The organism is Diaphorobacter sp. HDW4A (assembly GCF_011305995.1).
In the GTDB taxonomy this organism is placed as follows: domain Bacteria; phylum Pseudomonadota; class Gammaproteobacteria; order Burkholderiales; family Burkholderiaceae_C; genus Diaphorobacter_A.
The window spans coordinates 1,605,581-1,629,799 of the sequence record NZ_CP049910.1 but is presented as its reverse complement, the minus strand read 5'-3'; the positions used below and the strand labels follow the sequence as shown (position 1 = coordinate 1,629,799).

General features: G+C 61.8%; 23 protein-coding genes. 12 read left to right on the top strand and 11 right to left on the bottom strand.

Annotation, left to right across the window (positions count from 1 at the left end):
• Nucleotides 1-7 precede the first annotated feature (7 nt).
• Genes G7047_RS07290 through G7047_RS07280 form a run of 3 tightly spaced genes read left to right on the top strand, consistent with a single transcriptional unit; the run spans nt 8 to nt 2,646 of the window.
• Nucleotides 8-631 (top strand): DUF4166 domain-containing protein, encoded by a 624-nt coding sequence (locus G7047_RS07290; RefSeq protein ID WP_166302865.1) that lies wholly within the window; start codon nt 8-10, stop codon nt 629-631.
• A 15-nt stretch (nt 632-646) separates the two neighbouring features.
• Nucleotides 647-2,107 (top strand): TIGR01777 family oxidoreductase, encoded by a 1,461-nt coding sequence (locus G7047_RS07285; RefSeq protein WP_240939398.1) that lies wholly within the window; start codon nt 647-649, stop codon nt 2,105-2,107.
• A 41-nt stretch (nt 2,108-2,148) separates the two neighbouring features.
• Nucleotides 2,149-2,646, top strand: a complete 498-nt coding sequence (locus tag G7047_RS07280) for a flavodoxin family protein (protein ID WP_205904737.1) — start codon at nt 2,149-2,151, stop codon at nt 2,644-2,646.
• An 11-nt stretch (nt 2,647-2,657) separates the two neighbouring features.
• On the opposite strand, the gene G7047_RS07275 is transcribed toward G7047_RS07280, so the two are convergent.
• Complete coding sequence (locus G7047_RS07275) at nt 2,658-3,020, bottom strand: helix-turn-helix domain-containing protein (protein ID WP_166302862.1); 363 nt, start codon at nt 3,018-3,020, stop codon at nt 2,658-2,660.
• Between the two features lie 174 nt (nt 3,021-3,194).
• On the opposite strand from G7047_RS07275, the gene G7047_RS07270 reads away from it, so the two are divergent.
• The gene (locus tag G7047_RS07270; RefSeq protein WP_166302859.1) at nt 3,195-4,202 is read left to right on the top strand and encodes an NAD(P)-dependent alcohol dehydrogenase; all 1,008 of its coding nucleotides are present in this window, start codon (nt 3,195-3,197) and stop codon (nt 4,200-4,202) included.
• Here the strand turns inward: G7047_RS07270 and G7047_RS07265 are convergent, their stop codons facing one another.
• A complete protein-coding gene (locus G7047_RS07265) occupies nt 4,203-5,135 on the bottom strand; it encodes a DNA/RNA non-specific endonuclease (RefSeq protein ID WP_166302856.1) in 933 nt (310 codons plus the stop codon). It lies immediately after the preceding gene.
• Nucleotides 5,136-5,459: 324 nt separating this feature from the next.
• On the opposite strand from G7047_RS07265, the gene G7047_RS07260 reads away from it, so the two are divergent.
• The 7 genes from G7047_RS07260 to G7047_RS07230 all read left to right on the top strand — a co-directional run bounded on the left by G7047_RS07260 (nt 5,460) and on the right by G7047_RS07230 (nt 14,874).
• Nucleotides 5,460-6,287, top strand: coding sequence for an ABC transporter permease (locus tag G7047_RS07260; protein WP_166302853.1), 828 nt, complete (start codon nt 5,460-5,462; stop codon nt 6,285-6,287).
• Entirely contained in the window at nt 6,277-7,617 is a 1,341-nt protein-coding gene (locus G7047_RS07255) for an ABC transporter ATP-binding protein (RefSeq protein WP_166302850.1), read from the top strand. The genes G7047_RS07260 and G7047_RS07255 overlap by 11 nt, the downstream gene beginning before the upstream one ends.
• Nucleotides 7,618-7,626: 9 nt before the next feature.
• Nucleotides 7,627-8,295: a bifunctional 2-polyprenyl-6-hydroxyphenol methylase/3-demethylubiquinol 3-O-methyltransferase UbiG gene (locus G7047_RS07250; RefSeq protein WP_166302847.1), complete on the top strand. Its 669-nt coding sequence runs from the start codon at nt 7,627-7,629 to the stop codon at nt 8,293-8,295.
• 6 nt (nt 8,296-8,301) lie between these two features.
• Nucleotides 8,302-12,180, top strand: a complete 3,879-nt coding sequence (locus G7047_RS07245; protein WP_166302844.1) for a glycosyltransferase — start codon at nt 8,302-8,304, stop codon at nt 12,178-12,180.
• A gap of 2 nt (nt 12,181-12,182) precedes the next feature.
• Nucleotides 12,183-13,283, top strand: a complete 1,101-nt coding sequence (gene wecB, locus G7047_RS07240; RefSeq protein ID WP_205904736.1) for a non-hydrolyzing UDP-N-acetylglucosamine 2-epimerase — start codon at nt 12,183-12,185, stop codon at nt 13,281-13,283.
• Nucleotides 13,283-14,413, top strand: coding sequence for a glycosyltransferase family 1 protein (locus G7047_RS07235; RefSeq protein ID WP_166302838.1), 1,131 nt, complete (start codon nt 13,283-13,285; stop codon nt 14,411-14,413). The genes wecB and G7047_RS07235 overlap by 1 nt, the downstream gene beginning before the upstream one ends.
• Nucleotides 14,414-14,577: 164 nt before the next feature.
• Nucleotides 14,578-14,874, top strand: coding sequence for a hypothetical protein (locus G7047_RS07230; protein WP_166302835.1), 297 nt, complete (start codon nt 14,578-14,580; stop codon nt 14,872-14,874).
• Nucleotides 14,875-14,892: 18 nt separating this feature from the next.
• Here the strand turns inward: G7047_RS07230 and G7047_RS07225 are convergent, their stop codons facing one another.
• Genes G7047_RS07225 through tolB form a run of 4 tightly spaced genes read right to left on the bottom strand, consistent with a single transcriptional unit; the run spans nt 14,893 to nt 18,418 of the window.
• On the bottom strand, nt 14,893-15,690 hold the full coding sequence (locus G7047_RS07225; protein ID WP_240939397.1) for a ThiF family adenylyltransferase: 798 nt from the start codon (nt 15,688-15,690) through the stop codon (nt 14,893-14,895).
• A 7-nt stretch (nt 15,691-15,697) separates the two neighbouring features.
• Nucleotides 15,698-16,480, bottom strand: a complete 783-nt coding sequence (ybgF, locus tag G7047_RS07220) for a tol-pal system protein YbgF (RefSeq protein ID WP_166311929.1) — start codon at nt 16,478-16,480, stop codon at nt 15,698-15,700.
• Nucleotides 16,481-16,482: 2 nt separating this feature from the next.
• A complete protein-coding gene (gene pal, locus G7047_RS07215) occupies nt 16,483-17,034 on the bottom strand; it encodes a peptidoglycan-associated lipoprotein Pal (RefSeq protein ID WP_166302832.1) in 552 nt (183 codons plus the stop codon).
• Nucleotides 17,035-17,089: 55 nt separating this feature from the next.
• Complete coding sequence (tolB, locus tag G7047_RS07210; protein WP_166302829.1) at nt 17,090-18,418, bottom strand: Tol-Pal system beta propeller repeat protein TolB; 1,329 nt, start codon at nt 18,416-18,418, stop codon at nt 17,090-17,092.
• A 128-nt stretch (nt 18,419-18,546) separates the two neighbouring features.
• Here tolB and msbA point away from each other — a divergent pair, with 128 nt between their 5' ends.
• A complete protein-coding gene (gene msbA / locus G7047_RS07205; RefSeq protein WP_166302826.1) occupies nt 18,547-20,340 on the top strand; it encodes a lipid A export permease/ATP-binding protein MsbA in 1,794 nt (597 codons plus the stop codon).
• 110 nt (nt 20,341-20,450) lie between these two features.
• On the opposite strand, the gene G7047_RS07200 is transcribed toward msbA, so the two are convergent.
• From G7047_RS07200 to tmk, 5 genes are all read right to left on the bottom strand, one after another.
• Nucleotides 20,451-21,206, bottom strand: a complete 756-nt coding sequence (locus G7047_RS07200) for an ankyrin repeat domain-containing protein (RefSeq protein ID WP_166302823.1) — start codon at nt 21,204-21,206, stop codon at nt 20,451-20,453.
• On the bottom strand, nt 21,203-22,015 hold the full coding sequence (locus G7047_RS07195; RefSeq protein WP_166302820.1) for a TatD family hydrolase: 813 nt from the start codon (nt 22,013-22,015) through the stop codon (nt 21,203-21,205). Before G7047_RS07195 ends, G7047_RS07200 begins: the two co-directional genes overlap by 4 nt.
• Before the next feature lie 83 nt (nt 22,016-22,098).
• On the bottom strand, nt 22,099-22,458 hold the full coding sequence (locus G7047_RS07190; protein WP_166302817.1) for a PilZ domain-containing protein: 360 nt from the start codon (nt 22,456-22,458) through the stop codon (nt 22,099-22,101).
• 28 nt (nt 22,459-22,486) lie between these two features.
• Nucleotides 22,487-23,503, bottom strand: coding sequence for a DNA polymerase III subunit delta' (locus G7047_RS07185; protein WP_166302814.1), 1,017 nt, complete (start codon nt 23,501-23,503; stop codon nt 22,487-22,489).
• The gene (gene tmk, locus G7047_RS07180; RefSeq protein ID WP_166302811.1) at nt 23,500-24,159 is read right to left on the bottom strand and encodes a dTMP kinase; all 660 of its coding nucleotides are present in this window, start codon (nt 24,157-24,159) and stop codon (nt 23,500-23,502) included. The genes G7047_RS07185 and tmk overlap by 4 nt, the downstream gene beginning before the upstream one ends.
• Nucleotides 24,160-24,219: the final 60 nt, after the last annotated feature.

Here is a 24,219-nt window from a genome sequence, read left to right as displayed (position 1 = left end):
CTAGTGCATGAACACCCTGCACCACTCATCCACCACCGAAGGCCCCGCGCATGCTGCGCTGGATATTTCCGCGCTGGTGGGCGCGACTTCATGGCAGACGCTGTCTCCTGCGATCCGCAGGCGCTTCGCGGCGGCACATGACGACGTGAGCTACGTCGGCGAAATGGAGCTGCGTGCCTCGTGGATCGGCCGCATATTCGGCCTTGCGGCGAGCCTGCTCGGCAGCCCGTTGGCCGCTTCGCGCAAGAACGCTGTGGCCGCCACGGTCAACGTCAGCAACGACGGCCGGGGCGGCGTGGTCTGGGAACGCATTCTGGGCGGCCAGCAGGTGCGCTCGACCAAGCGCCTCGGTCCTGGCGGCGCGCTCGAAGAATGCACTGCAGGCGGCCTCTCCATGCATCTGGACGTGTTCGTGGAAGACGGCGCACTGGTGTTCCAGAGCTGTACTTACTTCCTGCTGATCGGCCGGGTGCGCGTACCCGTTCCTGCCTGGCTCACGCCCGGCACCTGCCGCGTGGAGCACCGCGACGTCGGCCCGGGCCAGTTCCGCTTCACGCTCGACATGCGGCATCCACTGTGGGGCCACACCTTTCACCAAACCGGCGTTTTCAACGACCCGCATCTCCTTTGAAACGGAGGTTTCATTATGACCACCACCACGACAATGACCACCCTCATCTTCTGCGTGCTCGGCTTTCAGACCATGCTCGGCGGATTCGACAATCTCTGGCACCACGAGCTGCATGCGCGGCTGCCGCAGCGGACTTCCGCACGCTACGAACTGCGCCTGCACGCCATGCGCGAAGCCATCTACGGAGCGCTGTATCTGGCGTTCGCCTGGGTGCAGATCCAAGGCTGGTGGGCCATCGCGGTGGGCGTTTTGCTGCTGGTGGAAATGGTGGTAACCATCGCCGATTTTCTCGAAGAAGATCGCAGCCGCAAGCTGCCGCCCTTCGAGCGCGCGCTGCACACTGTGCTCACCGTGAGCTACGGCCTGCTGCTCGGCCTGCTTGGCCCGCGCCTCTGGGATGCGGCACGCCTGCCGACCGAACTGGCGTTCACCTACCACGGCTTCTGGAGCTGGTTCTGCACGCTCGCCTCAGTCGGCGTGACGACCTGGAGCATCCGCAACGCCATCGCCGTGTGGAAAATGGGCCGCATCGCTGAGACTGAAGCGGCCCCGCCCGCCCCGCAAGTGATAGGAGCATCGACCGTACTGGTCACTGGCGGCACCGGATTTGTGGGATCGGCGCTCGTGCGCCAAATGCAGCACGAAGGCCGCCGCGTCATCGTGCTGAGCCGCGACCCGCTGCAGGCACGCGCCAGCTTTGGTAGCGACGTCTGGGTGATCGAGCGCCTCACCGACATCCCCGCCGAAACCCGCATCGACGCCATCGTGCATCTGGCGGGAGCCAACATCCTCGGCGGCCCGTGGACGCAAAGCCGCCGCAACAAGCTGCTGCAAAGCCGGTTGCGCATCACCCGTGACCTGCTCGCCCTGATCGCTCGCCTTGATCGCAAGCCCGAGGTGCTGGTCGCCGCATCAGCGGTTGGCTACTACGGCACGGTACACGGCAGCGCCCGCATCGACGAATCGGCAGCCAGCGACCCCGGCCGCTTTCAGTCAGACCTGTGCGTCGCCATCGAGCGTGAGGTGCAGCTCGCCGAGCGCTTCGGCACCCGCGTGGTCTGCGTGCGCCCCGGCGTCGTGCTCGGTGCGGATGGCGGCGCGCTGCCTCCGCAGGTGCTCGCCACACGGCTTGGTTTCGGCGCCATCATCGGCTCGGGCCGTCAGCCGATGCCATGGGTTCACCTGGACGATCTTGTCGGTCTCATCCGCCACGCCATGTCCGAGCCCGTGCTGCACGGCGCGCTCAACGCCGTCGCTCCCGGCATGGTCTCGCAAGCCACGTTTGCGCGCACACTCGCGACCGTCCATCACCGTCCCCTGTGGATGAAGATGCCTGCGGGCGCGCTGCGCCTGATGCTCGGCGAGATGTCGGAACTGCTGCTCGACGGCCAGCGCGTCGCGCCGACCAAGGCACTGGCCAGCGGCTACCACTTTCAGCACCCTGCCCTGCGCGGGGCATTGGAAGCGGCAGTCTGAGTCACCACACCAATGGTTTGCGGGATATGCTTGTCAGCATCATGTCCCGCAAAACCCTGCTCATCGTCTACCACTCCATGACCGGAGGTACCCTCCAGATGGCCGAGGCCGCGCGCGACGGCGCCGCGCAGGAGATCGATGTCAATGTCCGCCTGCTGCATGCCGCAAGCGCCCAGCCCGACGACGTGCTGCAGGCCGATGGCTACCTCTTTGCCACCCCGGAAAACCTCGCAGCCATCAGCGGCCAGATGAAGGATTTTTTCGACCGCTGCTACTACCCCGCGCTGGATCACATCAACGGTCGCCCGTATCTCACGCTGATCTGCGCAGGGAGTGACGGCAGCAACGCCGCAAGGCAGATCGCCCGCATTGCCACAGGCTGGCGGCTCAAGGAGGTGGCCGAGGCGCTGATCGTCTGCACCCATGCACAGACGCCCGAGGCGATCCTCGCACCCAAACAGATTGGCGAAGACGATCTGCAAAGCTGCAGATCGCTCGGTGAATCGCTCGCCTCAGGGTTGGCGCTGGGGATCTTCTGAGGCGTCAGGTATCACACGCGCGCCATTTCCTGTGCTAGCTCTTCATCGGGTTCCGCCAACGCCGAATACCCCAGTCCCCAGGCCCGCATCGCCTCAAGCACCGGCTTGAGCGACAGGCCCAGTTCGGTCAGCTCGTAGTCCACACGCGGCGGCACTTCGGCGTAGACCGTGCGCTGGACGATGCCGTCGGCTTCAAGTTCGCGCAGTTGCAGCGTGAGCATGCGCTGAGTCGCAGAGGGGATGGCGCGGCTCAGTTCCATGAAGCGCTTTTTTCCGCGCATCAGGTTGTAGATGATGATGGGCTTCCAGGTGCCGCCGACCACCGACAGCGTGACCTCCACCGCGCAGCCGCTTTTGCCGTTGAGTCGCTTCATGAGATATCCGCTCCGGTCTCAATACTTACATTTTTAATACTACCCAACAAATATGTTGGTTCTTGGATTTATCCAGCTTACTGCGCAAGATGACGTTGTGCACCGCGCTTCGCAAATGTCCCTCGGGGCAGACCTCTCTCGCATCATTCATCCCGACAACAAAGGAATCCGCTCATGAAAGCCATTCAACTACAAAGCCCCGGTGGTCTGGAGCGTCTAAAGCTCGTCGACCTGCCCGCCCCCGCCGCGCCTCAGACCGGTCAGATCCAAGTGCGCGTGCACGCCAGCTCGCTGAACTACCACGACCTCGGCGTGGTCCTCGGCAAACCTGGTACGGCCGATGGGCTGATTCCCATGTCCGATGGCGCGGGCGTGGTGACCGCCGTGGGCGCGGGTGTCGGCGACTTCAAGGTGGGCGATGCGGTGGTCTCGTGCTTCTTCCCGACCTGGCAAGCCGGTCGCGCGACGATTGCCGACTTCGTCACTGTGCCAGGCGACGGCATCGACGGCTTTGCGCGTGAGCTGGTGACGGCACCGGCCACCTCGTTCACACATTCACCCAAGGGCTATACCCATGAAGAGGCTGCCACGCTGACTACCGCAGGCCTGACCGCATGGCGTGCGCTGGTGATTGATGGCGGCATCAAGGCGGGCGACACCGTGCTGGTGCTCGGCACCGGCGGCGTCTCGATCTTTGCGTTGCAAATGGCCCGCTCGATGGGCGCGCGCGTGATCGCCACCACGTCGTCGGCCGCCAAGGAACAGCCATTGCTCGCGATGGGCGCATCGGACGTCATCAACTACCACGACAACCCGAAATGGGGTGACGAGGTGCTCAAGCGCACGAACGGACGCGGCGTCGACATCGTCGTGGAAGTCGGGGGCCCAAGCACCCTGCCCCAATCGATCCGTGCCTGCCGCGTCGGCGGCCACATCGCGCTGATGGGTGTGCTCACCGGCTTCGCGGGCGACATCCCCACGGTCGAACTCATGCGCAAGCAGCAGACCCTGCAGGGCCTGATCGTCGGCAGCCGCCAGGACCAGGAGGACATGGTGCGCGCCCTCGAGCGCTTCGACTGGAAGCCGGTGATCGACAGCCAGTACCCGCTCGAGCAGATCGCAGCGGCATTCGAGCACCAGAAAGCCGGCAAGCACTTCGGCAAGGTCTGCCTGAGCTTTTGATTACCTGATTTCGACGCCGGGCAGCAGCTCCATCCCAAGCCGCTGCTCCAGCTCCCCGTAGCTGATCGGGCGGCCCGCCTGACCCTGCGCAGAGTTCTGCTGCCAGTGCGCCCATGCGCGCTTGGAAGTCGCGTCGTAGACCAGCTTGAACAGCTGCGTCGGCACGCTGACACGGTCCTGACCAATGGTCTGCCGACGCGACTCGAAAACCGGGCCGGTGATCACATAGACGTCACCCTTGGCGCGCAGCGCGTAGCTGCGTGTGTCCTTCTCGATCTTGGCCCACGGTCCGCTGTTGTGGGCCGAGTTCTGCGGCACCATGTTGGCCAGGCTGAAGCTCTGCGCCATCGCCTCGGGCGTGGGCATGTCAGCCGCAGGCGCCATGTGACCACGCGCGAAGCCCGATCCCCTGTAGTCATCCAGCTCCGAGCGCTCGCCGCGCGGCAACCGTGCGTCGGCGAAGAAGCGATCAGTGCGCTCCTCACCCTGCGCGTTCAGCACTGACTGCCGGTTGAGCCGCTCAGCCACGAATACCGGCGTGCGCGTGCTGCCGCTGTGCAACACAGCGAAGGCGTTGTAGCAAAGCTCGCGCAGCTTGGGCGCCGTCTGCACACGCGGTGCGATGCCACCGGCGAAGAATTGCGGACAGGCTTCAAAACGTGTTGCTGACAGATCGCCGCTGGGAACCGGTGTCGATGTGGATGTGGACGCCGACGCCGACGTTTGCCCGCGCAGGTAATCCAGTGCCTGCTCCTGCAACCAGGGAAGCATTCCGCAACTGGATATCTGCGAGGCTACTGCAGTCAAGCCCAGCAGCCAGAGGCCAAGGCGACGCAGCGATGAGGAGAGGGAGGAAAGGGAAAAGGCACTTGAGGCACGCGAGCCCGCAGCGTTGCGCTTGCGTGGCTGCTTCTTTTTGTTCTTGGCAGTCATTCGCCTCTGAGTTTATAGGCTGATCATCCCCCTCAAAACGAATTCATAGTCTTTATCAGAGACCCCGCCGTTGTTGACGCAAGCTAATAAGCGGAAGAATTCCGCCTGTCAAACGTAGTTTGATAACGACACAATTCACACACATATTCACACATTTCCCCGGCGCTTCATAGGCGATTGGACGATGTTGGGACGGGTTATCATTGTGATGTTCAACTTGTGTTACCAGCGGGTTGTTACATCCAAATTGATTTATGGCGCATTCAATCAAAAAATAGCGATCTCAGAAAAATTCAAATGCCCATCGACAACAGGAATGCTTGAATGAACCCTCACGCAAGCAAATCGATTTCCCCCCTCCAACTGACAAAGTCTCTCCTTGAAAATCGCAGCCTGATCAAAGGCCTGATCAAGCGCGAGATCGTCGGACGTTACCGCGGCTCATTCATGGGACTGCTGTGGTCCTTCGTGAACCCACTGCTGATGCTGGCGGTTTACACCTTCGTCTTCAGCGTTGTATTCAAGGCCCGCTGGACGGGAGGCGAAGGCTCCAAGACAGAATTCGCGATGATCCTGTTTGCCGGCATGATTGCGTTCAATCTTTTTTCCGAAGGCCTGCTGCGCGGGCCGTCGCTGATACTCGGGAACGCGAATTATGTGAAAAAGGTGATTTTCCCGTTGGAAATATTGCCGATTGTGGTAATAGGCTCAGCCGTTTTCCATTTTCTCATCAGCTTCAGCGCCTGGCTGATTTTCTATTTCCTGCTGATCGGAGTCCCTCCGATCAGCATATTCGAACTGCCGCTGGTGCTGCTGCCGCTGGGGCTGATGTCGCTGGGCCTTGCATGGCTACTCGCGTCGCTGGGCGTGTTCCTGCGCGATATCGGCCAGATCATTGGCGTGCTCACCATGGTGCTCATGTACATGACCCCGATCTTCTACCCCGTCGCCGCGCTGCCCGAGGACTACCAGCACCTGCTAGGCCTCAATCCGCTCACGGCCAGCATCGAACAGGTGCGCAACGCCATGATGTTCGGGGGGCCACTCGACTGGGCCGTGTGGCTGCGCCAGATGCTGATCGGGCTCGTGGCCGCATGGCTCGGTTTCGCCTGGTTCCAAAAGACTCGCAAGGGGTTCGCCGATGTCGTCTGACCTCGCCATCCGCATCGAGCAACTGAGCAAGTGTTACCAGATCTACGCTCAGCCACGTGACCGGCTCAAGCAGATGCTGCTGCCCAAGCTGCAACGCCTGACAGGCCAGCAACCCAAGCGCTACTACGAGGAGTTCTGGGCGCTCAGGAATATCTCGTTCGAAATCCGCAAAGGCGAGGCTGTGGGCATCGTCGGGCGCAACGGCAGTGGCAAATCCACGCTGCTGCAGTTGATCTGCGGCACGCTCACCCCCACGCTCGGCACGGTGGAAACCAAAGGCCGCATTGCCGCCCTGCTGGAGCTGGGCTCGGGCTTCAACCCCGAGTTCACCGGCCGTGAGAACGTCTATCTCAACGGGGCGATCCTGGGCATCGACGAGGAGCAGATGAATGCGGTCTTCGAGCGCATCGTCAAGTTCGCCGACATCGGCGACCACCTCGACCAGCCAGTCAAGACCTACTCCAGCGGCATGTTCGTGCGCCTCGCGTTCGCGGTGCAGATGCATCTGGATCCCGAGATCCTGATTGTCGACGAGGCCCTGTCGGTGGGCGACCAGTTCTTCCAGGCCAAGTGTTACGCCGCCATCCGCACGATGATGGACAAGGGCACGACGGTGCTGTTCGTGTCGCACTCCGCCGCCACGGTCAAGGCCCTCTGCCCGCGCGCCGTGCTGCTGAGCCATGGCGATCTGATCGTCGACGGCCCGGCGAGCAAGGTGCTTGACCGCTATTTCGTGCTGGGCTCGCTTGAAGCCAACGCGGGCAATGCCAGCCAGCCGGACGTAGCAACCGGGCAGGCAGATACTCCAGCCGCAGCGACCATCTCATCCGCCGCGCAGCCCGCATCGCAAGTCGTCTCTCAACTGCAGCCCCCGTTTGACCGCCGCGTGTCTCACCGCGTGGGATCGGGCCAGGCCCAGTTCGTGGAATGCCGCGTACTGGCCGACTCGGACGAAGCCATCGTCGTCGAAACCGGCTCGACCCTGCGCGTGCAGGCCGTGCTCGACGTGCGCGAGGACTGCCCGCAGGAGGGCGAAGTCGGCCTCGTTGTCAGTACCACCGAAGGCGTGGAGCTGTTCGCGATCAATTCCTTTTTCAGCGGCGCCCGCATCCCCGCGATGAAGGCGGGCGAGAAGCGCGTACTCGAATTCGAATTCATCTCTCCGCTCTCCAGCGGCGCGCGCTACCGCATCGACCTCGGCTACCGCATGCCCGTGCAGGGCGAATATGTCGACAAGGTGTTCGCCGCGGCCGGCTTCAGCGTGGTCAATCAGGGCGACCGGATCATTCCGCTGCTCTTCGATGTACCCGGAAAAATCACCATCGCCTGAGTGCAAGACATGTCAACCTATCTTCCTGAACTCAGCATTTCCGACCTGGTGCACGCACTCGAGTCGCGCGATTGGTCCGTGATCGACGAGCGACTCGGCGAGCAACAGTTCGAGCGCCTCGGCCTCGACCGCGCGCTGCGCATCGCCTCCGACCTCGCGCTGCGCCACGGCTCGCTGCGCGGCCTGCGGGTGCTCGACGTCGGCTGCAACAACGGCCTCGTCGCCAAGACGCTCGCGGCGCTCGGCTGCAACGTCGTCGGCATCGACAACGGCGACGTTGACAATCAGGGCCTCTACTCCGATCTGCACAGTCAGACGCAGCGCGCCGGATTCGAATTCCACCGCAAGGACCTGTCCGATTTTCTGGCCAGCGATGACCGCTACTGGGACTGCATCCTGCTGCTGAGCGTGACCCACCACTGGGAATCCGGCTACGCCATGTCGGGCGAACGCCGGTATTCCGACGACGACATCCGCAACCTGCTCGCCACCCTGTTCGCGCGCACCCGCGCCAGCATCTACTACGAATGCCCCGCCAAGGAGCCGGGCTTCGAGGCCGGTTTCGGAGTCAATTTCCTTCTTCGCTATTGCAGCGAATTGCCAAAAATGAGAACGCTGGGACACACGATCGGGCCAAACGGCTATCCGCGTGAGTTCTGGGCGCTGGATATGGAGTAGCAGTCAATGCCCATCAAAAGTCTTGTAGACAATCCGCTGAACAAGGCGGAGTTTTCCCTGGGCCGCGATGTCGAGCTCGTCTATTGCTCGGACAGTTGCCTGCTCCAAACGATGAATGACCGCTCGCGCATCGTTCGTACCGGACAGACCCCTGCCACCGCACTCACGGTGATTCTCGAAGCAGATCGCCTGCTGGTTCCCATTGCAGGAACTCCACGCACGGACGAACACATCCTGGGCGCTCAACACGACCACTCGGACGCTCGTGCGAACTGGACCAAGCTCATCGGCTACTGCCATGCCGCGCTGATGCCGGTCCACAGCGTCTGTGACTGCATGGCGGAAACGCAGATTCTGGAGGGACAGGAGTTCGACGATGCGGGGACCACACCTGCATGGAAGAAGATACGCAGCATCGTCGGTAAAGCCACAAGCCGTGAGCTCGATCACAAGCCCATCGCATTCGATCAATGGCGCATCTGGATGGGCGATCTCGCGCAAGGACTGGATGAGCTGGAACGGCTGGGACTAGCACATGGCGACCCCTATCCCTTCAACGCCGTTCACCATTTGCAGCAGGCCACCTGGGTGGACTTTGGTCACATGACCAGCGACACCGAGCAGCTCTACAAGGATGCGTGGGCTTTCGTGCTGTTCACTGTTCTACACACCCAGAGTCAATGCTCCACGTACAGCCCCGCTTTGCTGCAACGCATTGCATCCGCGATGGCGCAGGCCGATCAACCCGGCCGCTTTGCACGGCTTCGGGCTGTCCTGCTGCAGTCATTTGGCGATCAAGTGCCAATGGACGATGTCCGCGCGCCGGGCCTGATCTTCGTGAAGGCAGTGACGGAACAGAATCAGAGCATATTCATTCATCCTGCCATTCCCCAAGTGGTGCTCAAGGCTGCCACGCAGTATTTCTCAGCTTTCCTTCACCATGTGAAGCGCGGGAATCAGTCATTCGCAGCCTTTCAGACTGAACTGCAGCGCCATCGATTTCAAGAAGAGGAAATGCTGCGTCTCACAGTACCGCGAGCCGAGCATTTCAATCAAATCGAGGCCCTGAGGACCACCTATAGCCAATCCCTCACACACATGGAAGGCGAGATTGCAAGGGGGGAAGGTGAGATTGCGCGGAGAGACGGGGAAATTGCAAGGCTTCAAAAGTCGCTTACAGATCTGAATGTTCAGCTGACAAACCATACGAACCAAATTGGCCAAACGCGCACTGAACTCGACTCGCTCTTCAAACGCCATGAGCAGATATTGAACAGCCGCTCTTGGCGCATGACACGGCCATTGCGCGCGGCAGCCAGGTTCGCCAAATACGGCTTCAACTATCCTGGTGGACGACAGGCACTGTATCGGTTCGCCGCGAATGTCGGACGCAAGTTTCCGTTTCCATTCTGGTTGAAGGCACGCGTGCGTGCAGCATTGATCCCCAAGACGCCCTTGATTGCGGCCCCCATCAGAGTGCCGCAAGCAACCGCACGCGCCACGACTTTCGCGCCAGCGCCCCAGCAATCCAACTCACTGGTGATGCGCCCCGATTGCTGCGGTCTGGTGAAAGACCTGGTCAGCGTCGTGCTGCCCGTCTACAACCAGGCCTACCTGATCGCAGAGTCTATCGACAGCGTACTCGCTCAGACCTACCAGAACTTCGAGCTCATCATCATCAACGATGGTTCCAAGGACGATGTGGAGAAAGTCTTGGAACGCTATTTGGACCATCCCAAGGTACGTTGCTACACACAGGCCAACCAGCGTCTGCCCAAGGCGCTTAGCAACGGCTTCGACTTCGCGCGTGGAGAATTCCGCACCTGGACATCAGCCGACAACATCATGGAGCCACGCATGCTGGAGGAGCTGGTCGCCAAGCTGCGTAGCGATCCCCGCCTTGGCATGGTCTACGGGGACTACTACGCCATCGATGATCGTGGCGCGTTGCTCAAAGACCCGACATGGCGCGCCCACAATCGGCCCGATCCGAAAAGCGCCGAAATCCGCCTGCCGCGCTCCACCGAGACGCTCAACACCGTGCAGGACAATTTCATCGGTCCTTGCTTCATGTATCGCGGCTGGATCGGCAGCTGTATCGGCGACTACGACACCCAATTGGGCGTCGAGGACTACGACTACTGGATGCGCATCAACGCGTTCTTCCCGGTCAGCCACGCAGGCAATGACCGCATGCTCTATCGCTACCGCGTGCATGACAACACGCTGAGCGCCCAAGCGCAGGAACACAAGATTCTGGACAAGGTCCATCTGCTGATGGAATACGAAAAGGCACGTGCCGCGCAGTATGACAAGCCTCTGACCTATGTTGCCGACCAACGCGGTGCGGACTGGCTTGCTCAGCATGGCGTGGCGCCCAGCAGCATCCAACCTTTCGGAGCGCAACTCCCGACCGAAGCTCTGCTCGTACTCGGCAGTCAGACCGCCGAAGAGCACCTGAGCCGATTGCGCGACGAACATCAACCGGTGGCCGTTCTGCTCGATCCTGCGGATGTCCGTTACGACAAGCTGCGCCAGTTGTTGCTGAGCCCGCACGCAATTGCGCTGGTAGGTGACTTCCTGAGCGCGGAGCGTGTGCGGTTGATCGCGAGCTGCCCAATTCTGGATTGCCAGGCACCTAGTGCACTTTCCGCCGTGAACGCGTTTGCAAAGAACCTGATGTTCATTCGCGCCACGCGCGATCCGCAGGACATGCAACGCGTAGTGCCCAAGATCATCCGCCCGGCGCAACAGCGACATGTGCTGCTGCAGGTCGACAGCTTTACGCAAGGCGGCATGGAGAACGTGGTGATCGATCTCGGCCTGTCCCTCAAGAGCAGCGGCTATCGTGTCACCATCGCCAATCTCGGCAAGTCCGGCGACGCAGCGATCAAGGCCGTGGAGCGCGGACTCGACGTCGTGCCGCTGTCTTCGGGCCTGAGCGACGAGGCCTACCTGTCGTGGTTGACCGAGAACCGCGTCGATCTCGTCAACGCTCATTACAGCATTCATGGCGCGGCCGCATGTCATCGCGCAGGAATCCCATTCATCCAGACCGTGCACAACTCCTACGTCTGGCTCGACGCGGAACAGATCACCCGATATCGCGAGGCGGATCGTCATACCACGCAGTATCTGTGCGTATCGGTCACTGCCGCTCGGTATGCGGACGTGGCACTCGGACTCAATGCGGGCAAGATGCGCGTGGTCCCTAATGGCATCGACCCCGAAACCATCGACGCCGAGCGCTTCTCCGAGAATCGTGCCAGCTTGCGCAGCACTTGGGGCGTCGATGGGGATGCACCGGTATTCATCAATGTCGCTTCCATCATGGCCACCAAGGCCCAGTTGCCGCTGGTGAGGGCGTTTGCCCGCGTAGTCGAGCGCCAACCGAAGGCCCGATTGGTGTTGCTGGGCACGTCGATGGAAGCCTCCTACCAAAGCGCCGTGAAGAACGCGGTACGAGACCTCAAACTGCAGAATAATGTGTTGTTCGCAGGTTATGAACGCAATGTGGCACGCTTCTATCACGCGGCTGACGTGTTCGTGCTGCCCTCCTACTGGGAAGGCTGGAGCCTGTCACTCGGCGAAGCGATAGCAAATGGTCTGGGCTGTGTAATCACCGACGTCGGCTCGGCCTATGAATTTGAGGGCCGCGACAACGTCGAGGTCGTGTCACCACCCTTCGGTGACATCACCGCGCTGAACTATCAGAACCTCGGACATTTCGTGTATGGCAACGACAGCAGCTTTGAAGAACGTCTTACCCAAGCGATGCTGAAATCCATGCACCATCGCAGAGGCTCGGTCGACCGCTCTCTGGCGGAAAGGCTGGATCGCGCCATCGCCTATCGCATGTACGCCGACTACTTCTCCACACTATGACCATGAAAAAGAAAATCCTCTGCGTGGTAGGTACCCGCCCCGAAGCCATCAAGATGGCGCCCGTCATTCTGGCGCTTCAACAGGAGTCGTGGGCGGATGTCCGCGTGCTGGCTACGGCGCAGCATCGGCATATGCTGGATCAGGTCAATCAGTTCTTCGGCATCACGCCCGACATCGATCTGGACATCATGCGTCCCAACCAGGCGCTCACCGAGCTCACCGCGCGGCTGCTGATGAAGCTCGACGAGGTGCTGGAGACCGAACGCCCCGACGTGGTGCTGGTGCAGGGCGACACGACGACCGTGATGTCGGTGGCGCTGGCCTGCTTCTATCGCCGCATTCCGATTGGCCATGTGGAGGCTGGACTGCGCACTTGGGACATGCAGAATCCGTTCCCCGAAGAGGCGAACCGGGTGATCACCGGAAAGCTCGCTCGCTGGCACTTTGCACCCACCGAGGGCTCGCGTCAGAACCTGCTCAAGGATGGTGTGCAGGATGCGGACATCGTCGTCACCGGCAACACGGTGATCGATGCGCTGCTGATGAGCGCCTCCAAGGATCTGGAGATCGGCATCGAACTTGATCCGGGCAAGCGCCTTGTGCTCGTCACCTCGCATCGGCGCGAGAACTTCGGCGAGCCGTTCCGCAACATCTGCCGCGCGCTGCGCACGCTGGCCGAGAACAATCCCGAGGTGCAGTTTCTCTACCCGGTGCACCCCAATCCGAACGTCAAGGATATCGCCTACGAATTCCTCGACAAACTGCCCAACGTGGTGCTGTGCGCGCCGCTGGACTATGCACCGTTCATCGCGGCGATGAAGCGCGCCACCATCATCCTGACCGATTCGGGCGGCGTGCAGGAAGAAGCTCCGGCGCTCGGCAAACCCGTGCTGGTGCTGCGCAGCGAAACCGAGCGCCCAGAGGCGGTCGAGCAAGGCGTCGTCAAACTGGTGGGGGCCAACTACGACTTGATCGTCTCCGAGGCTCAGCGTCTTCTCGACGACGAGGCAGCCTACCGTGCGATGGCGCGCGGCATTTCTCCTTATGGTGACGGCAAGGCCGCGCAGCGCATAGCCGAAATCCTTCGACGGGACTGCGCTTGATGCGTCTCGTCTATCTCTCGCCGGTGCCTTGGAACAGCTTTGCCCAAAGGCCGCACAAGTTCGTTCAGTGGTTTCACGATCGAACCGGCGAGCCCGTGCTGTGGATAGAGCCATATCCGACGCGCTTTCCCAAGCTGCAGGACGTCAAACGCCTGCGGGCAGCGGCCGCATCCGACGAACCGCAGAAGGTGCTGATCGAGACGCCGCCGTGGCTCACGGTGGTGAAGACCGGAGGTCTGCCCATCGAACCAATCCCGGGCTCGGCCATGATCAATGCGCCGTTCTGGCAATCCGTGTTTGATGCCTACGAGCGCTTTTGCGACAAGCAAAGAACTTGCCTCGCCATCGGCAAGCCGTCCCTGCTCGCCCTGAGCCTGCTGAACCGTAGACGGCATGCAACCTCGCTGTATGACGCGATGGATGATTTCCCGGCCTTCTACGACGGTTTTTCGCGCGTGGCGTTTGCGCGCCGGGAGCGGCTCATCGCCGCCAAGATCGAGGTCATCTGGGCCTCCAGCACCGCGCTCAAGGAACATTGGGCGCGTCAGCATGACAATGTGCATTTGGTGCTCAATGGACTTGATCTTGCGGCCATGCCGCTACCGCCTGTCGAACAGCCCGCAAATGCTGCACAGGGCAAGGTGTTTGGCTATGTGGGGACCATCGCATCGTGGTTCGATTGGGACTGGGTGATCACGCTGGCCGAGAGCCGACCCGATGACGAGGTACGACTGATCGGTCCGGTCTTCGCTCCGCCCGCACGTACCTTGCCCGTCAATGTCCAGATGCTTCCCGAGCGCAACCATGCGGCGGCGCTTGCAGCCATGCTGGAATTCGACGTCGCGCTGATTCCTTTCAAGAAAAACACGCTCACGGGCTCGGTCGACCCTATCAAGTATTACGAGTACCGAGCCCTCGCCCTTCCAACGCTCTCCACGGATTTTGGTGAGATGAGCTTTCGCGCTGACGAGCCCGGCGTTTTCATCAGCCACGATCAAAGCGATGTGGCCCGATTGGCCGAACTGGGCCTGCGCCACCGTCGTGATCCGGAAATAGCACTGACATTCGCGCAGAACAACGCTTGGGAACACCGATTCGATGCGGCTCGGCAGTTCATCAATATGCAGTGACTGAACCGGCAGGTCGACGCTACGGATTGATTGAGTCAGTATCGGCCTTTAGGCCCACAGCATTTTCCGTGTCGGGCCTACACGGAGGTCTCGCGCTCCGTGCGTAGGATTCCAAGAGGGGTGGTCGTCTGCATCCACCGAATTCAAACGAACCCAAGGAGCGCATGATGATCACACCAGAAAATTCCACATTGGAGTTTTCCACTCGCCTTGCGCTACACGAAGCCGTGCTGGCCCAATTGGTGGCGCTGGTCATGCGGGCGCAAAGCGACCCGCAGAAACAGCTGGCCTCGTTCGAGCAGTCCCTGGTCGAATCCATGGGCACCATCGGACGCACGGACCGGCAGGATTTCTCACTGGATCAGGCGGTATGGATGCGCAACCAGCACGAATATGGAAAACAGCTCGCCACCGAGTTTGCCGCAATGGTGGCCGCCTACATGCCCAAAAACGGAGGCTGACGCTCCTGCGTCCGTCACTCACTTGCCCGCGAGCCGGTCCAGCACCACACCGGCCGCGCACATGCCGAATGTGGACGTCACTGTCACCACCGAGCCATAGCCCGCGCAGTTGAGCGAACCATCGCCCTCGCCGCCAATGTTGCAGGAGGCGTGCGGCGGAGCCACGGGCTCCTTGCTGAAGACGCACAGCGTGCCGATCTTCTTGCCCTCTTTGGGCGATCCGTGGAATTTGCGCAGGCGGTAGCGCAGTTGCGCGAGCAGTGGGTCGTGCGTGGTCTGCGACAAATCGGCCACATCCACCAGATGGGCCTGGCGTTTGCCGCCCGCTGCGCCGATGCTCACGAACAATGTCTTCGTCCGTAGCGCCCATGCTGCCATTGCAGTCTTGGCGCGGATCTGGTCGCAAGCGTCGATCACCGCGTCCACCTTGTCGGGCAGCAACGCAGGCCAGTTTTCCTCATCGACGAATTCATCGACGCAGGTCACCTTGCAGCGGGGATTGATGTGCGCGATGCGTTCGCGCATGGCCTCGATCTTGGCCTGCCCGACGGTGTTGTCGAGCGCATGGATCTGGCGGTTGATGTTGGACTCGGCCACATGGTCGAGATCGATCAACGTGAGCGCTGCCACGCCGCTGCGGGCCAGCGCCTCGGCCGTCCACGAGCCCACGCCGCCGATACCGATCACAGCGACATGCGCGCCGCGAATGCGGGCCGCGCCTTCGACGCCATACAGCCGGGCGAGGCCACCAAATCGACGCTCCAGATCGGCGTCATCGATGGCGGCTGTCCCGCCCTGCTCTTGCTCGTTCACCAAGTTGCCATCACTTCATCTTCGACAGACGCTCTTTGGCGGCTGCTGCGGCTTCCGATTGCGGGTACACGCGAATCAGGTCTTCCAGCGTCTTGCGCGCTGCACGTGTGTCCTTCAACTCCACCTGGCAGTTGGCGATGGACAGCGCGGCTTCGGGCGCACGTGCGTGGTCCGGCGCGTTGGTCATGATCGACTTGAAATTGTTGATCGCGTTGGTGTAGTCGCGCTGCGCGTACTGCGCGTTGCCCAACCAGAAACGTGCGGAAGGCATGTAACCGCTTTGCGGATACTGGCGCGTGAAGGCCGCGAATGCCTGGCCCGCTTCGGGGAACTTGCCCGTACGGAACACGGCAATGGCCGCTTCGAAGTCGCGCTTCTCGGCCGGGTCGGCCTTGAACTCCTTGCCATCGACAGTCACCGAGACCGGTTCGAACTGGCGCAGACGTTCATCGGTCGCCTTGGCCACATCCTTCATGCGCTGCTGCAGGTCGGACACGTCCTTTTGCAACTGCTCATTCTGGCCGCGCAACCGCGCCTGTTCGCTCTGCAGAGACTGAATCTGTGTCTGCAGGTCGAGCAGGCTACGGCGCATTTGCGCTACATCGTCTCCGGAACGCTCTGTGCTGCGCTGGGAGGACTGCTGCATCGCGTCCACGCGTTGCCGCATCTCCAGAATCGCACGTCGTGCCTCAGCATCTTCAAACAGGGCCGCATGTGCCGGGGCACCCAGCAGCGAGCTGGCGCACAGCACCGCAGCCATCAGCGGAAGTTGTGGAGAAAACGAGCGCTTCATCATCAACGGTAAGAGAATTCAACGCGACGGTTTTGGGAGAAAGCGTCTTCGGAGTTGCCTTGCGAAGCAGGCTTTTCCTTGCCGAAGCTCACGGCTTCCATCTGCGAATCAGGCACGCCCAGCAGAGCCAGCGAACGACGCACCGCTTCGGCACGCTTTTGGCCCAGCGCCAGGTTGTACTCGCTGCCACCGCGTTGGTCGGTGTGACCTTCCAGGTTCACCTTCTTGGCATTGTTGGCCTTCAGGAAACGAGCGTGGCCTTCCAGCACGGATTGGTATTCGGACTTGACGGTGTAGCTGTCGAAGTCGAAGTAGACGATGTGAGCCACGCCCACAGGGCCTTGACCGGCACGTGCCGAGCCGTTCATGTCGGCAGGAGTCACGGTGCTTTGACCGGTACCGCTGCCGGCGCCGTTGTTGCCTTGCCCGGTGGTGGAGGTCGCGCCCTTGTCTTCGACGGGAGCGTCATCGAGCTTCACGCCGGAGCTGCAACCTGCCATCAGGGCAGTAATGGTCAGTGCAAGTGCTGCACGTTTGAAATCAAAACGAATCATGAAAGTTCTCCTGGGGAACCAGTGCTATGAAAAAAATTTCGGGGAAAAATACTGCTTACTTCTGATACGGGGCCCATGAGGGTTCCCGAATGTCTCCACTTTGGCCCGCGAGGCGGGCCTTGATCTTGCCGTCCAGCGTCGTCGTCATGAGCGCATCGCGACCGCCATGCTGGGAGGCATAGACGATGAGCTTGCTGTTGGGAGCGAAGCTGGGGCTTTCGTCCGCTGACGTTTCCGTGATGGCCTGTACAGATCCCGACTTCAGATCCATCACGTGCAGTTTGTATGCGCCGCCAACCCGCGAGATGTAGGCCAGGTATTGGCCATCGGGGCTGATCGACGGAGAAATGTTGTAGGAGCCGCTGAAGGTCACGCGCTCGGCACTGCCGCCGCCCGCGCCCACGCGGTAGATCTGCGGCGCACCACCGCGATCGCTCACGAAATAGATGCTGCGGCCATCGGTCGAGTAGACGGGCTCGGTGTCGATACCGCTGCTCTGCATCAGGCGCCTGGGCTCGCCGCCGCCATTGGCGCCGATGGTGTAGAGCTGCGAGCCGCCATCGCGGCTCAGCGTCACGGCCAGCGTGCCGCCATCGGGCGACCAGGCAGGCGCGCTGTTGGAGCCGCGGAAATTGGCGATCAGGCGGCGCTTGCCGGACGAGACGTCCTGCACGTAGACCACTGGCTTGCGCGATTCGAATGACACGTAGGCCAGCTGCGTGCCAGAGGGCGACCAGGCGGGCGAGATGATGGGCTCGGAGCTGCCAAAGGCCAACTGCGAGTTCTCGCCGTCGGCATCCGCCACCCACAGGGTGTAGCGGCCACCGTTCTTGGTGACGTAGGCGATGCGTGTGGAGAACACGCCGCGCTCGCCGGTGAGCTTTTCGTAGATGTAGTCGGAGATGCGGTGCGCGACGAGGCGCAAATCCGCCTGGGTCACCACATAACTCTGGCCACCGAGATCCTGCGCCTTGATCGCGTCCCACAGACGGAAACGCACATCGAAGCGACCATCGCCCAGACGGCTGACGCTGCCCACGGCAAGCGCCTCCGCCGTGCGGGCACGCCAAGCGGCCAGATCGGGGCGCGAGCCCTCATCGAGCTGATCACCTGCCGCATCGACACCGATGAAGACGCCACTGCGCTCCAGATCGGCCCGAATGATCGAGGAAATTTTTTGGGGTGATTGCGCCTCGCCCTTGAACGGGGCTATGGCGATCGGCCGTTGTTTCGTGCCGACGCCCGTGATCTCGACCTTGAACTGCGCCAGCGCAGGCAATGCGGAGAGAGAGGCAATCGCAGCGACAGCTTGTCGCCGGGGGACGCGCAGAGTCTGCGCAAAGGAGGATGTATTGAATTTAGGGAAAATTCGGTCAATAGTCATTGTGTACCAACGAAATACCGTAGACGTGCCGGGTAACAGAGCTTCGCATGTTACACATGGCCTAGCAAGCCATGTGACAAACTGTGCTGAAATCTGTAAACAACGCTGAGCCTTAGAATCCGCCCTCAATGCAATCCCCGAATCATAGCGCTGTGCAAACAAATTTGCCGGGCTCCACTCAATCCTTGTCACTTCTGCAACGTCTGAAGCGGCTGCTGCCTTACTTTGGAAACCAGCGTCTGGGCTGGACAATCGCCCTTGTGGCCACCTTGATTGGTGCTGCCACGGAACCCCTGATGCCGGCACTGCTTAAACCACTGCTTGATCAGGGCTTCACTCAAGGATCGCTCAGCCTCTGGATGGTTCCCCTCTTTTTGATAGGACTGTTCTTTGTACGTGGTCTCGCGCAGTTCTGCGGCGCTTACGCGCTTGCCCGCATCGCCAACGAAGGCATGCTGAAGCTGCGCACCCAGCTGTTCGAGCGGTTGCTGCTGACCAACATGAGCCTGTTCTCGCGCCAGTCGGCCAGCGCGCTCTCGAACACCGTGGTGTACGAGGTGCAGACCGGTTTCAACGCGCTGGTGCAGGCGCTGATGGGCATTTCGCGCGACGGATTCACCGCTGTTGCCCTCTTTGTTTACCTGATTTACCTGAACTGGCAGCTCACGCTGATCGTGCTGGTGATGGGCCCCGCCGTCTCGTGGATCATGAAGACGCTCTCGCGCCGCCTCTACAAGCTCACCAAGAGCAGCCAGCAGGCGACCGACGATCTCGCCTACGTGGTCGAAGAAAATGTGCTTGCCCACCGCATGGTGCGCCTGCATGGCGCTGAAGAAGGCCAAACCAAGCGTTTCAGCGTGCTGAGCCGCAACCTGCGCACGCTGGCGATCAAGTCCACCATCGCCTCGGCCGCCATGACCCCCCTGACCCAGCTGCTGGCCTCGGTCGCGCTGTCCGCCGTGCTGTGCATCGCGCTCTGGCAGAGCCATGGCAACCTGGCGACCACTGACGTGACGGTGGGCGGATTCGCCTCGTTCATCGCCGCCATGCTGATGCTGATCGCCCCCATCCGCCGTCTTGCCGACATGGCCAATCCGATCACGCGCGGCGTCGCGGCACTGGAACGCGGCCTGATGCTGTTGAACGACACGCAAACAGAAGATGGCGGTAGTTACTGCAAGGAACGCGCAGAAGGCAGCATCTCGCTGCGTGATGTGACCGTGTCGTTTGAATCCGACATGATGCCCGCGCTCAACCGCCTGTCGCTCGACATCAAGGCGGGCGAGATCGTCGCGCTGGTCGGCCCATCGGGCGCCGGCAAAACCACGCTGGTGAACCTGCTGCCGCGCTTCATCACCCCCACTTCCGGCGACCTCTCGCTCGACGGCGTGCCGCTCAAGGACTGGAATCTGCCGTCGCTGCGCTCGCAGTTCGCCATGGTGAGCCAGGACGTGGTGATGTTCAACGACTCGATCGCCGCCAACGTCGCGCTGGGCTCGGAAGTGGACGAAACCCGTGTGCACGACTGCCTGAAAGCTGCCAATCTGGCGGGCCACGTGGCGACGCTGCCAAACGGCATCCACACCGTCGTGGGTCACAACGCAACCCAGCTCTCGGGCGGCCAGCGCCAGCGTCTGGCGATTGCACGCGCGCTCTACAAGGATGCGCCGATCCTGATCCTCGACGAAGCGACCTCCGCCCTGGACACCGAATCCGAGCGTTTGGTACAGGAAGCCCTGCAACGCCTCATGAACGGCCGCACGACGCTGGTCATCGCCCACCGCCTGTCCACCATCGAGCACGCCGACCGCGTCGTGGTGATGGAACGCGGCCAGATCGCCGAGCAAGGCACGCATGCCGAGCTGATGGCACTGGGCGGCCTCTATGCGCGACTCCAGACGCATTCATCGGTTCACAACTGATACGTTTTTCACCGTATCTCGCACCAACCGGCGCATAAAAAACGGGCCATGCAATCAATCTGCATGGCCCGTTTTTTGTATGCTGAGCGGATAGATCGGCTAGCAGTTGGTTACCAAGTTCCCTTCTGAGCGGGAGCTTCAGGGGCCACGGACACGCCCGGCACGGAAGAAGCGGGGGAAGCAGGCTTGCGCACCGAAGCGGCCTGCCTGCGCTTTCGGATCGCGTCGTTCACAACCTGCACCATGTCATTGCGGTCGGCCTGCCGCGCAAACTCCGCGGCAGTCAGGCCTTTTTCGTTCTTGATGCTCGGATCGGCGCCCTCTTCGATCAGCAACTTGGCTGCATCGGCCGTGCCGTAGCGCACGGCCATCATTAGCGGCGTCGTGCCGTTGGGCGACGATGCATCGATATAAGCGTGGTTTTCGAGCAGCAACTGGATCATGGGCACAGCCTGATCGGTGGTGCATGAGGCGGCGTAGTGCAGCGGTGTCCAGCCGGTTTTGTTGACATCGCCGTCGCGCGCGATCAGCGCCTTGGCTGCAGGAATGTTGCCCTTGATCGCGGCGATCATCAGCGCACTTTCGTCCTTCTTGTTACGCTGCTCGACCTTGATCTTCTTGGACTGCATCAGCGCGTCAAACGCTCGCTGCGAGTCACGCTGCAGCGCCACGACCAACGCGGGCTGGCCTTCGGGGCTCAGCGTGTTGGGATCGAATCCGCGCTGCATCAGCGAGGTGATGTTACTTGCGTTGTCGCGAATGATGGACGTGAAGAAGTCGTCACTGACGCTGGCGTGCGCACAGGCGGACAGCAGTCCGGCGGACGATGCGGTCAGCCAGAGCATGGTTTGCCGACGGTTGATCATGCTGCGTTGCTCCCTTTGAGAAACAGTTCATCGAAATTGCGGCTGGTTGCCTCGGCGATATCTTGCACGCTGATGCCCTTCACTTCAGCCAATTGCCTGGCAACAAAAGGCACGTAGGAAGGATTGTTCACCTTCCCTCGATAAGGCACGGGCGCGAGATACGGGCTGTCGGTCTCGATCAGGATGCGATCCATCGGCACGAAGGCTGCGACGTCGCGCAGGTGCTGCGCGTTCTTGAACGTGACGATTCCGGAGAACGAGATGTAGTAGCCCAGATCGAGCGCCGCGCGCGCTACCTCGGCTGTTTCCGTGAAACAGTGGAACACCCCGCCTGCCAGGTTGCCAGCGCCGTCTTCCCCCTCTTCGCGCAGCAGACGCAGCGTATCGTCCGACGCGCTGCGGGTGTGGATCACCAGCGGCTTGCGGCAGACGCGCGCGGCGCGGATGTGGGTGCGAAAGCGCTCGCGCTGCCATTCGAGATCGGCCACGGTGCGGCCGCCCTTGCGGTCTTCCATGCCGTAGTAGTCGAGACCGGTCTCACCGATGGCGACCACGCGTGGCAAGGCGGCGCGGGCCAGCAGATCCTCAAGGCTGGGCTCGGTCAAGCCCTCGGTGTCGGGATGCACGCCGACGGTCGCCCAGAAGTTGTCGTAGCTCGTCGCCAACTGGTGCACACCCTCGAATTCCTCCATCGTGGTGCAGATGCACAGCGCACGGTCCACCTGGGCCTCGGCCATGGCGACGCGGATGGGCGTGAGCTGCTCAAGCAGCTCCGGAGTATTGAGATGGCAGTGTGAATCGGTAAACATATCGCGTCAAAAAACAAAAAGCCGGCAAACGTGCTGCCGGCTCGTGGTGCGCTGCGGCGTACAGCGCCCAGTACAAACAATATTCAGATGGTCTGTGTCGGACGATCAGAACCAAGGCTGGAACCCAGAATTTCTTCAATTCGCGTGCGCAGCTGGCGGGACTTGTCGTCCTTCGGAAACTGCACGCCAATGCCCTGCGTGCGATTGCCGGAAGCGCGCGCCGGGGTGACCCAGGCCACTTTACCCGCAACCGGATAACGCTGCGTATCGTCGGGCAAAGTAAGCAGCACGTAGACATCGTCGCCCAGCCGGTACTCCTTGGCCGTGGGCACGAACACGCCACCATCCTCGAAGAACGGGATGAACGCCGCGTACAGCGCGGCCTTTTCCTTGATGGCCAGCTGCATCACGCTGGGGCGGGCGGCGGTGGTAGGTGTGCTCATATCGGGTGTCGGGTATGTAACGCCTTGTTCAGAGCTTCGAGTTTATGGCGTTTTTCGCCTGCGCGACAAGTGCTTCCAGCATCAGCCCCCCGTTGAACGGGTGGTCAGCCGTGCGAGCCTGTTGCGAAAGTGTCTTCGCCCAGCGTGACAAGGGCAGCAAAGCCGGAGCCTTGGGCAGATCCGCGAGCGCGAAATAGCGCGGCTCGGCACCGGCCTGCACCGACAACAGATCATGGCAGAGCTTCTGCAGCGCCTCGATGGCCTGCGCTGGGCTCCAATCGGAGACCGCCGAGACATCGCCGCGCGCCACTGCCTTCGGAAAAAGACTCCAGGCCTGCGGACTGCGGTCGGATTTGGCGAGCGCCAGCGCATCCTCGGGCCGTCCACCGCTCGCACGCAGCAGCGACAGTGCCGTATCGGCGGCAATGCCCTGCGTCTGCAGCCAGGTCACCATCTCGGGCTCGCCCGGCCATTGCATGGTGTGACCCATGCAGCGGCTACGGATCGTGGGCAGCAGCTCGTGCGCGGCCTCGGTCGCGAGCACGAAGCGCACGTCTCCGGGCGGCTCCTCCAGCGTCTTGAGCAAGGCATTGGCCGTCACATGGTTCATCTGTTCGGCCGGATAGACCAGCACCGCCTTGCCGCGCCCACGCGCCGCGGTACGCTGCGAGAACTCGACCGCATCGCGCATGGCTTCCACCCGGATCTCACGGCTCGGCTTGCGCTTCTTGTCGTCGATCTCGCTCTGCGCCTTCTCGGGCAACGGCCAACCAAGCGCCATCATCTGCGTCTCGGGCATCAGCACGCAGAGGTCGGCATGCACATGCACGTCAATGCCGTGACAGCTCTGGCACTGGCCGCAGGCACCCTGCGCGGTCGGCGCATCGCACAACCACGCCCGCACCATGTCGAGCGCCAGACTGAACTGCCCCATGCCCGAAGGCCCCTGCAGCAGCCAGGCATGGCCACGCTGGGCCAGCAAGGTGTCTCGCTGCGCAGCGATCCACGGTGCAACGGTGTGAGAAGTGGCAACGTTCTCGCTCATACGCCCTCCCCAGCGTTCAACAGACCGCGAGCGGCCATCGCAGCCATCACCTGTTTTGCCACACTCACGCGATCCTGCGAGGAATCGATCCGCGCAAACCGTGCCGGATCCCCCGCCGCACGGTCCGCATAGCCTTCAGCCACGCGTTCAAAAAACGTCTCGGGCTGCGCCTCGAACCGATCCGGCGCACGGGCCGCCGCAAGTCGCTCGGCAGCGACCTTGGGCGGCACATCAAACCAGATCGTCACATCGGGATTGCGCAGCAGCGCGGCATCGGGCGCAAGTCCGGTCTGCACCAGCGCCTCCAGATAAGACAGCACCTTCAGATCAAAGCCCCGCCCGGCTCCTTGGTAGGCAAAGGTCGCATCCGTGAACCGGTCGCAAAGCACCACCTCGCCCCGCGCCAGCGCAGGCTCAATCACCAGCCGCAAATGGTCGCGCCGCCCCGCAAACGCCAGCAGCGCCTCGGTCAACGGATCCATGGCCTCATGCAACAACATCTCGCGCAACTTCTCGGCCAGAGGCGTCCCACCCGGCTCGCGCGTGAGCGTGACCACACGGCCCGCATCCCGAAACGCCTGAGCCAGCGCCTCAATGTGCGAGGACTTGCCCGCACCGTCGATGCCTTCAAAAGAGATGAACAGACCCAAGCTCATTTTTCGTTCTTCTTCAATTCAAACATGAAAACCAGTATCAAAGAGCCACCGGATGGACTT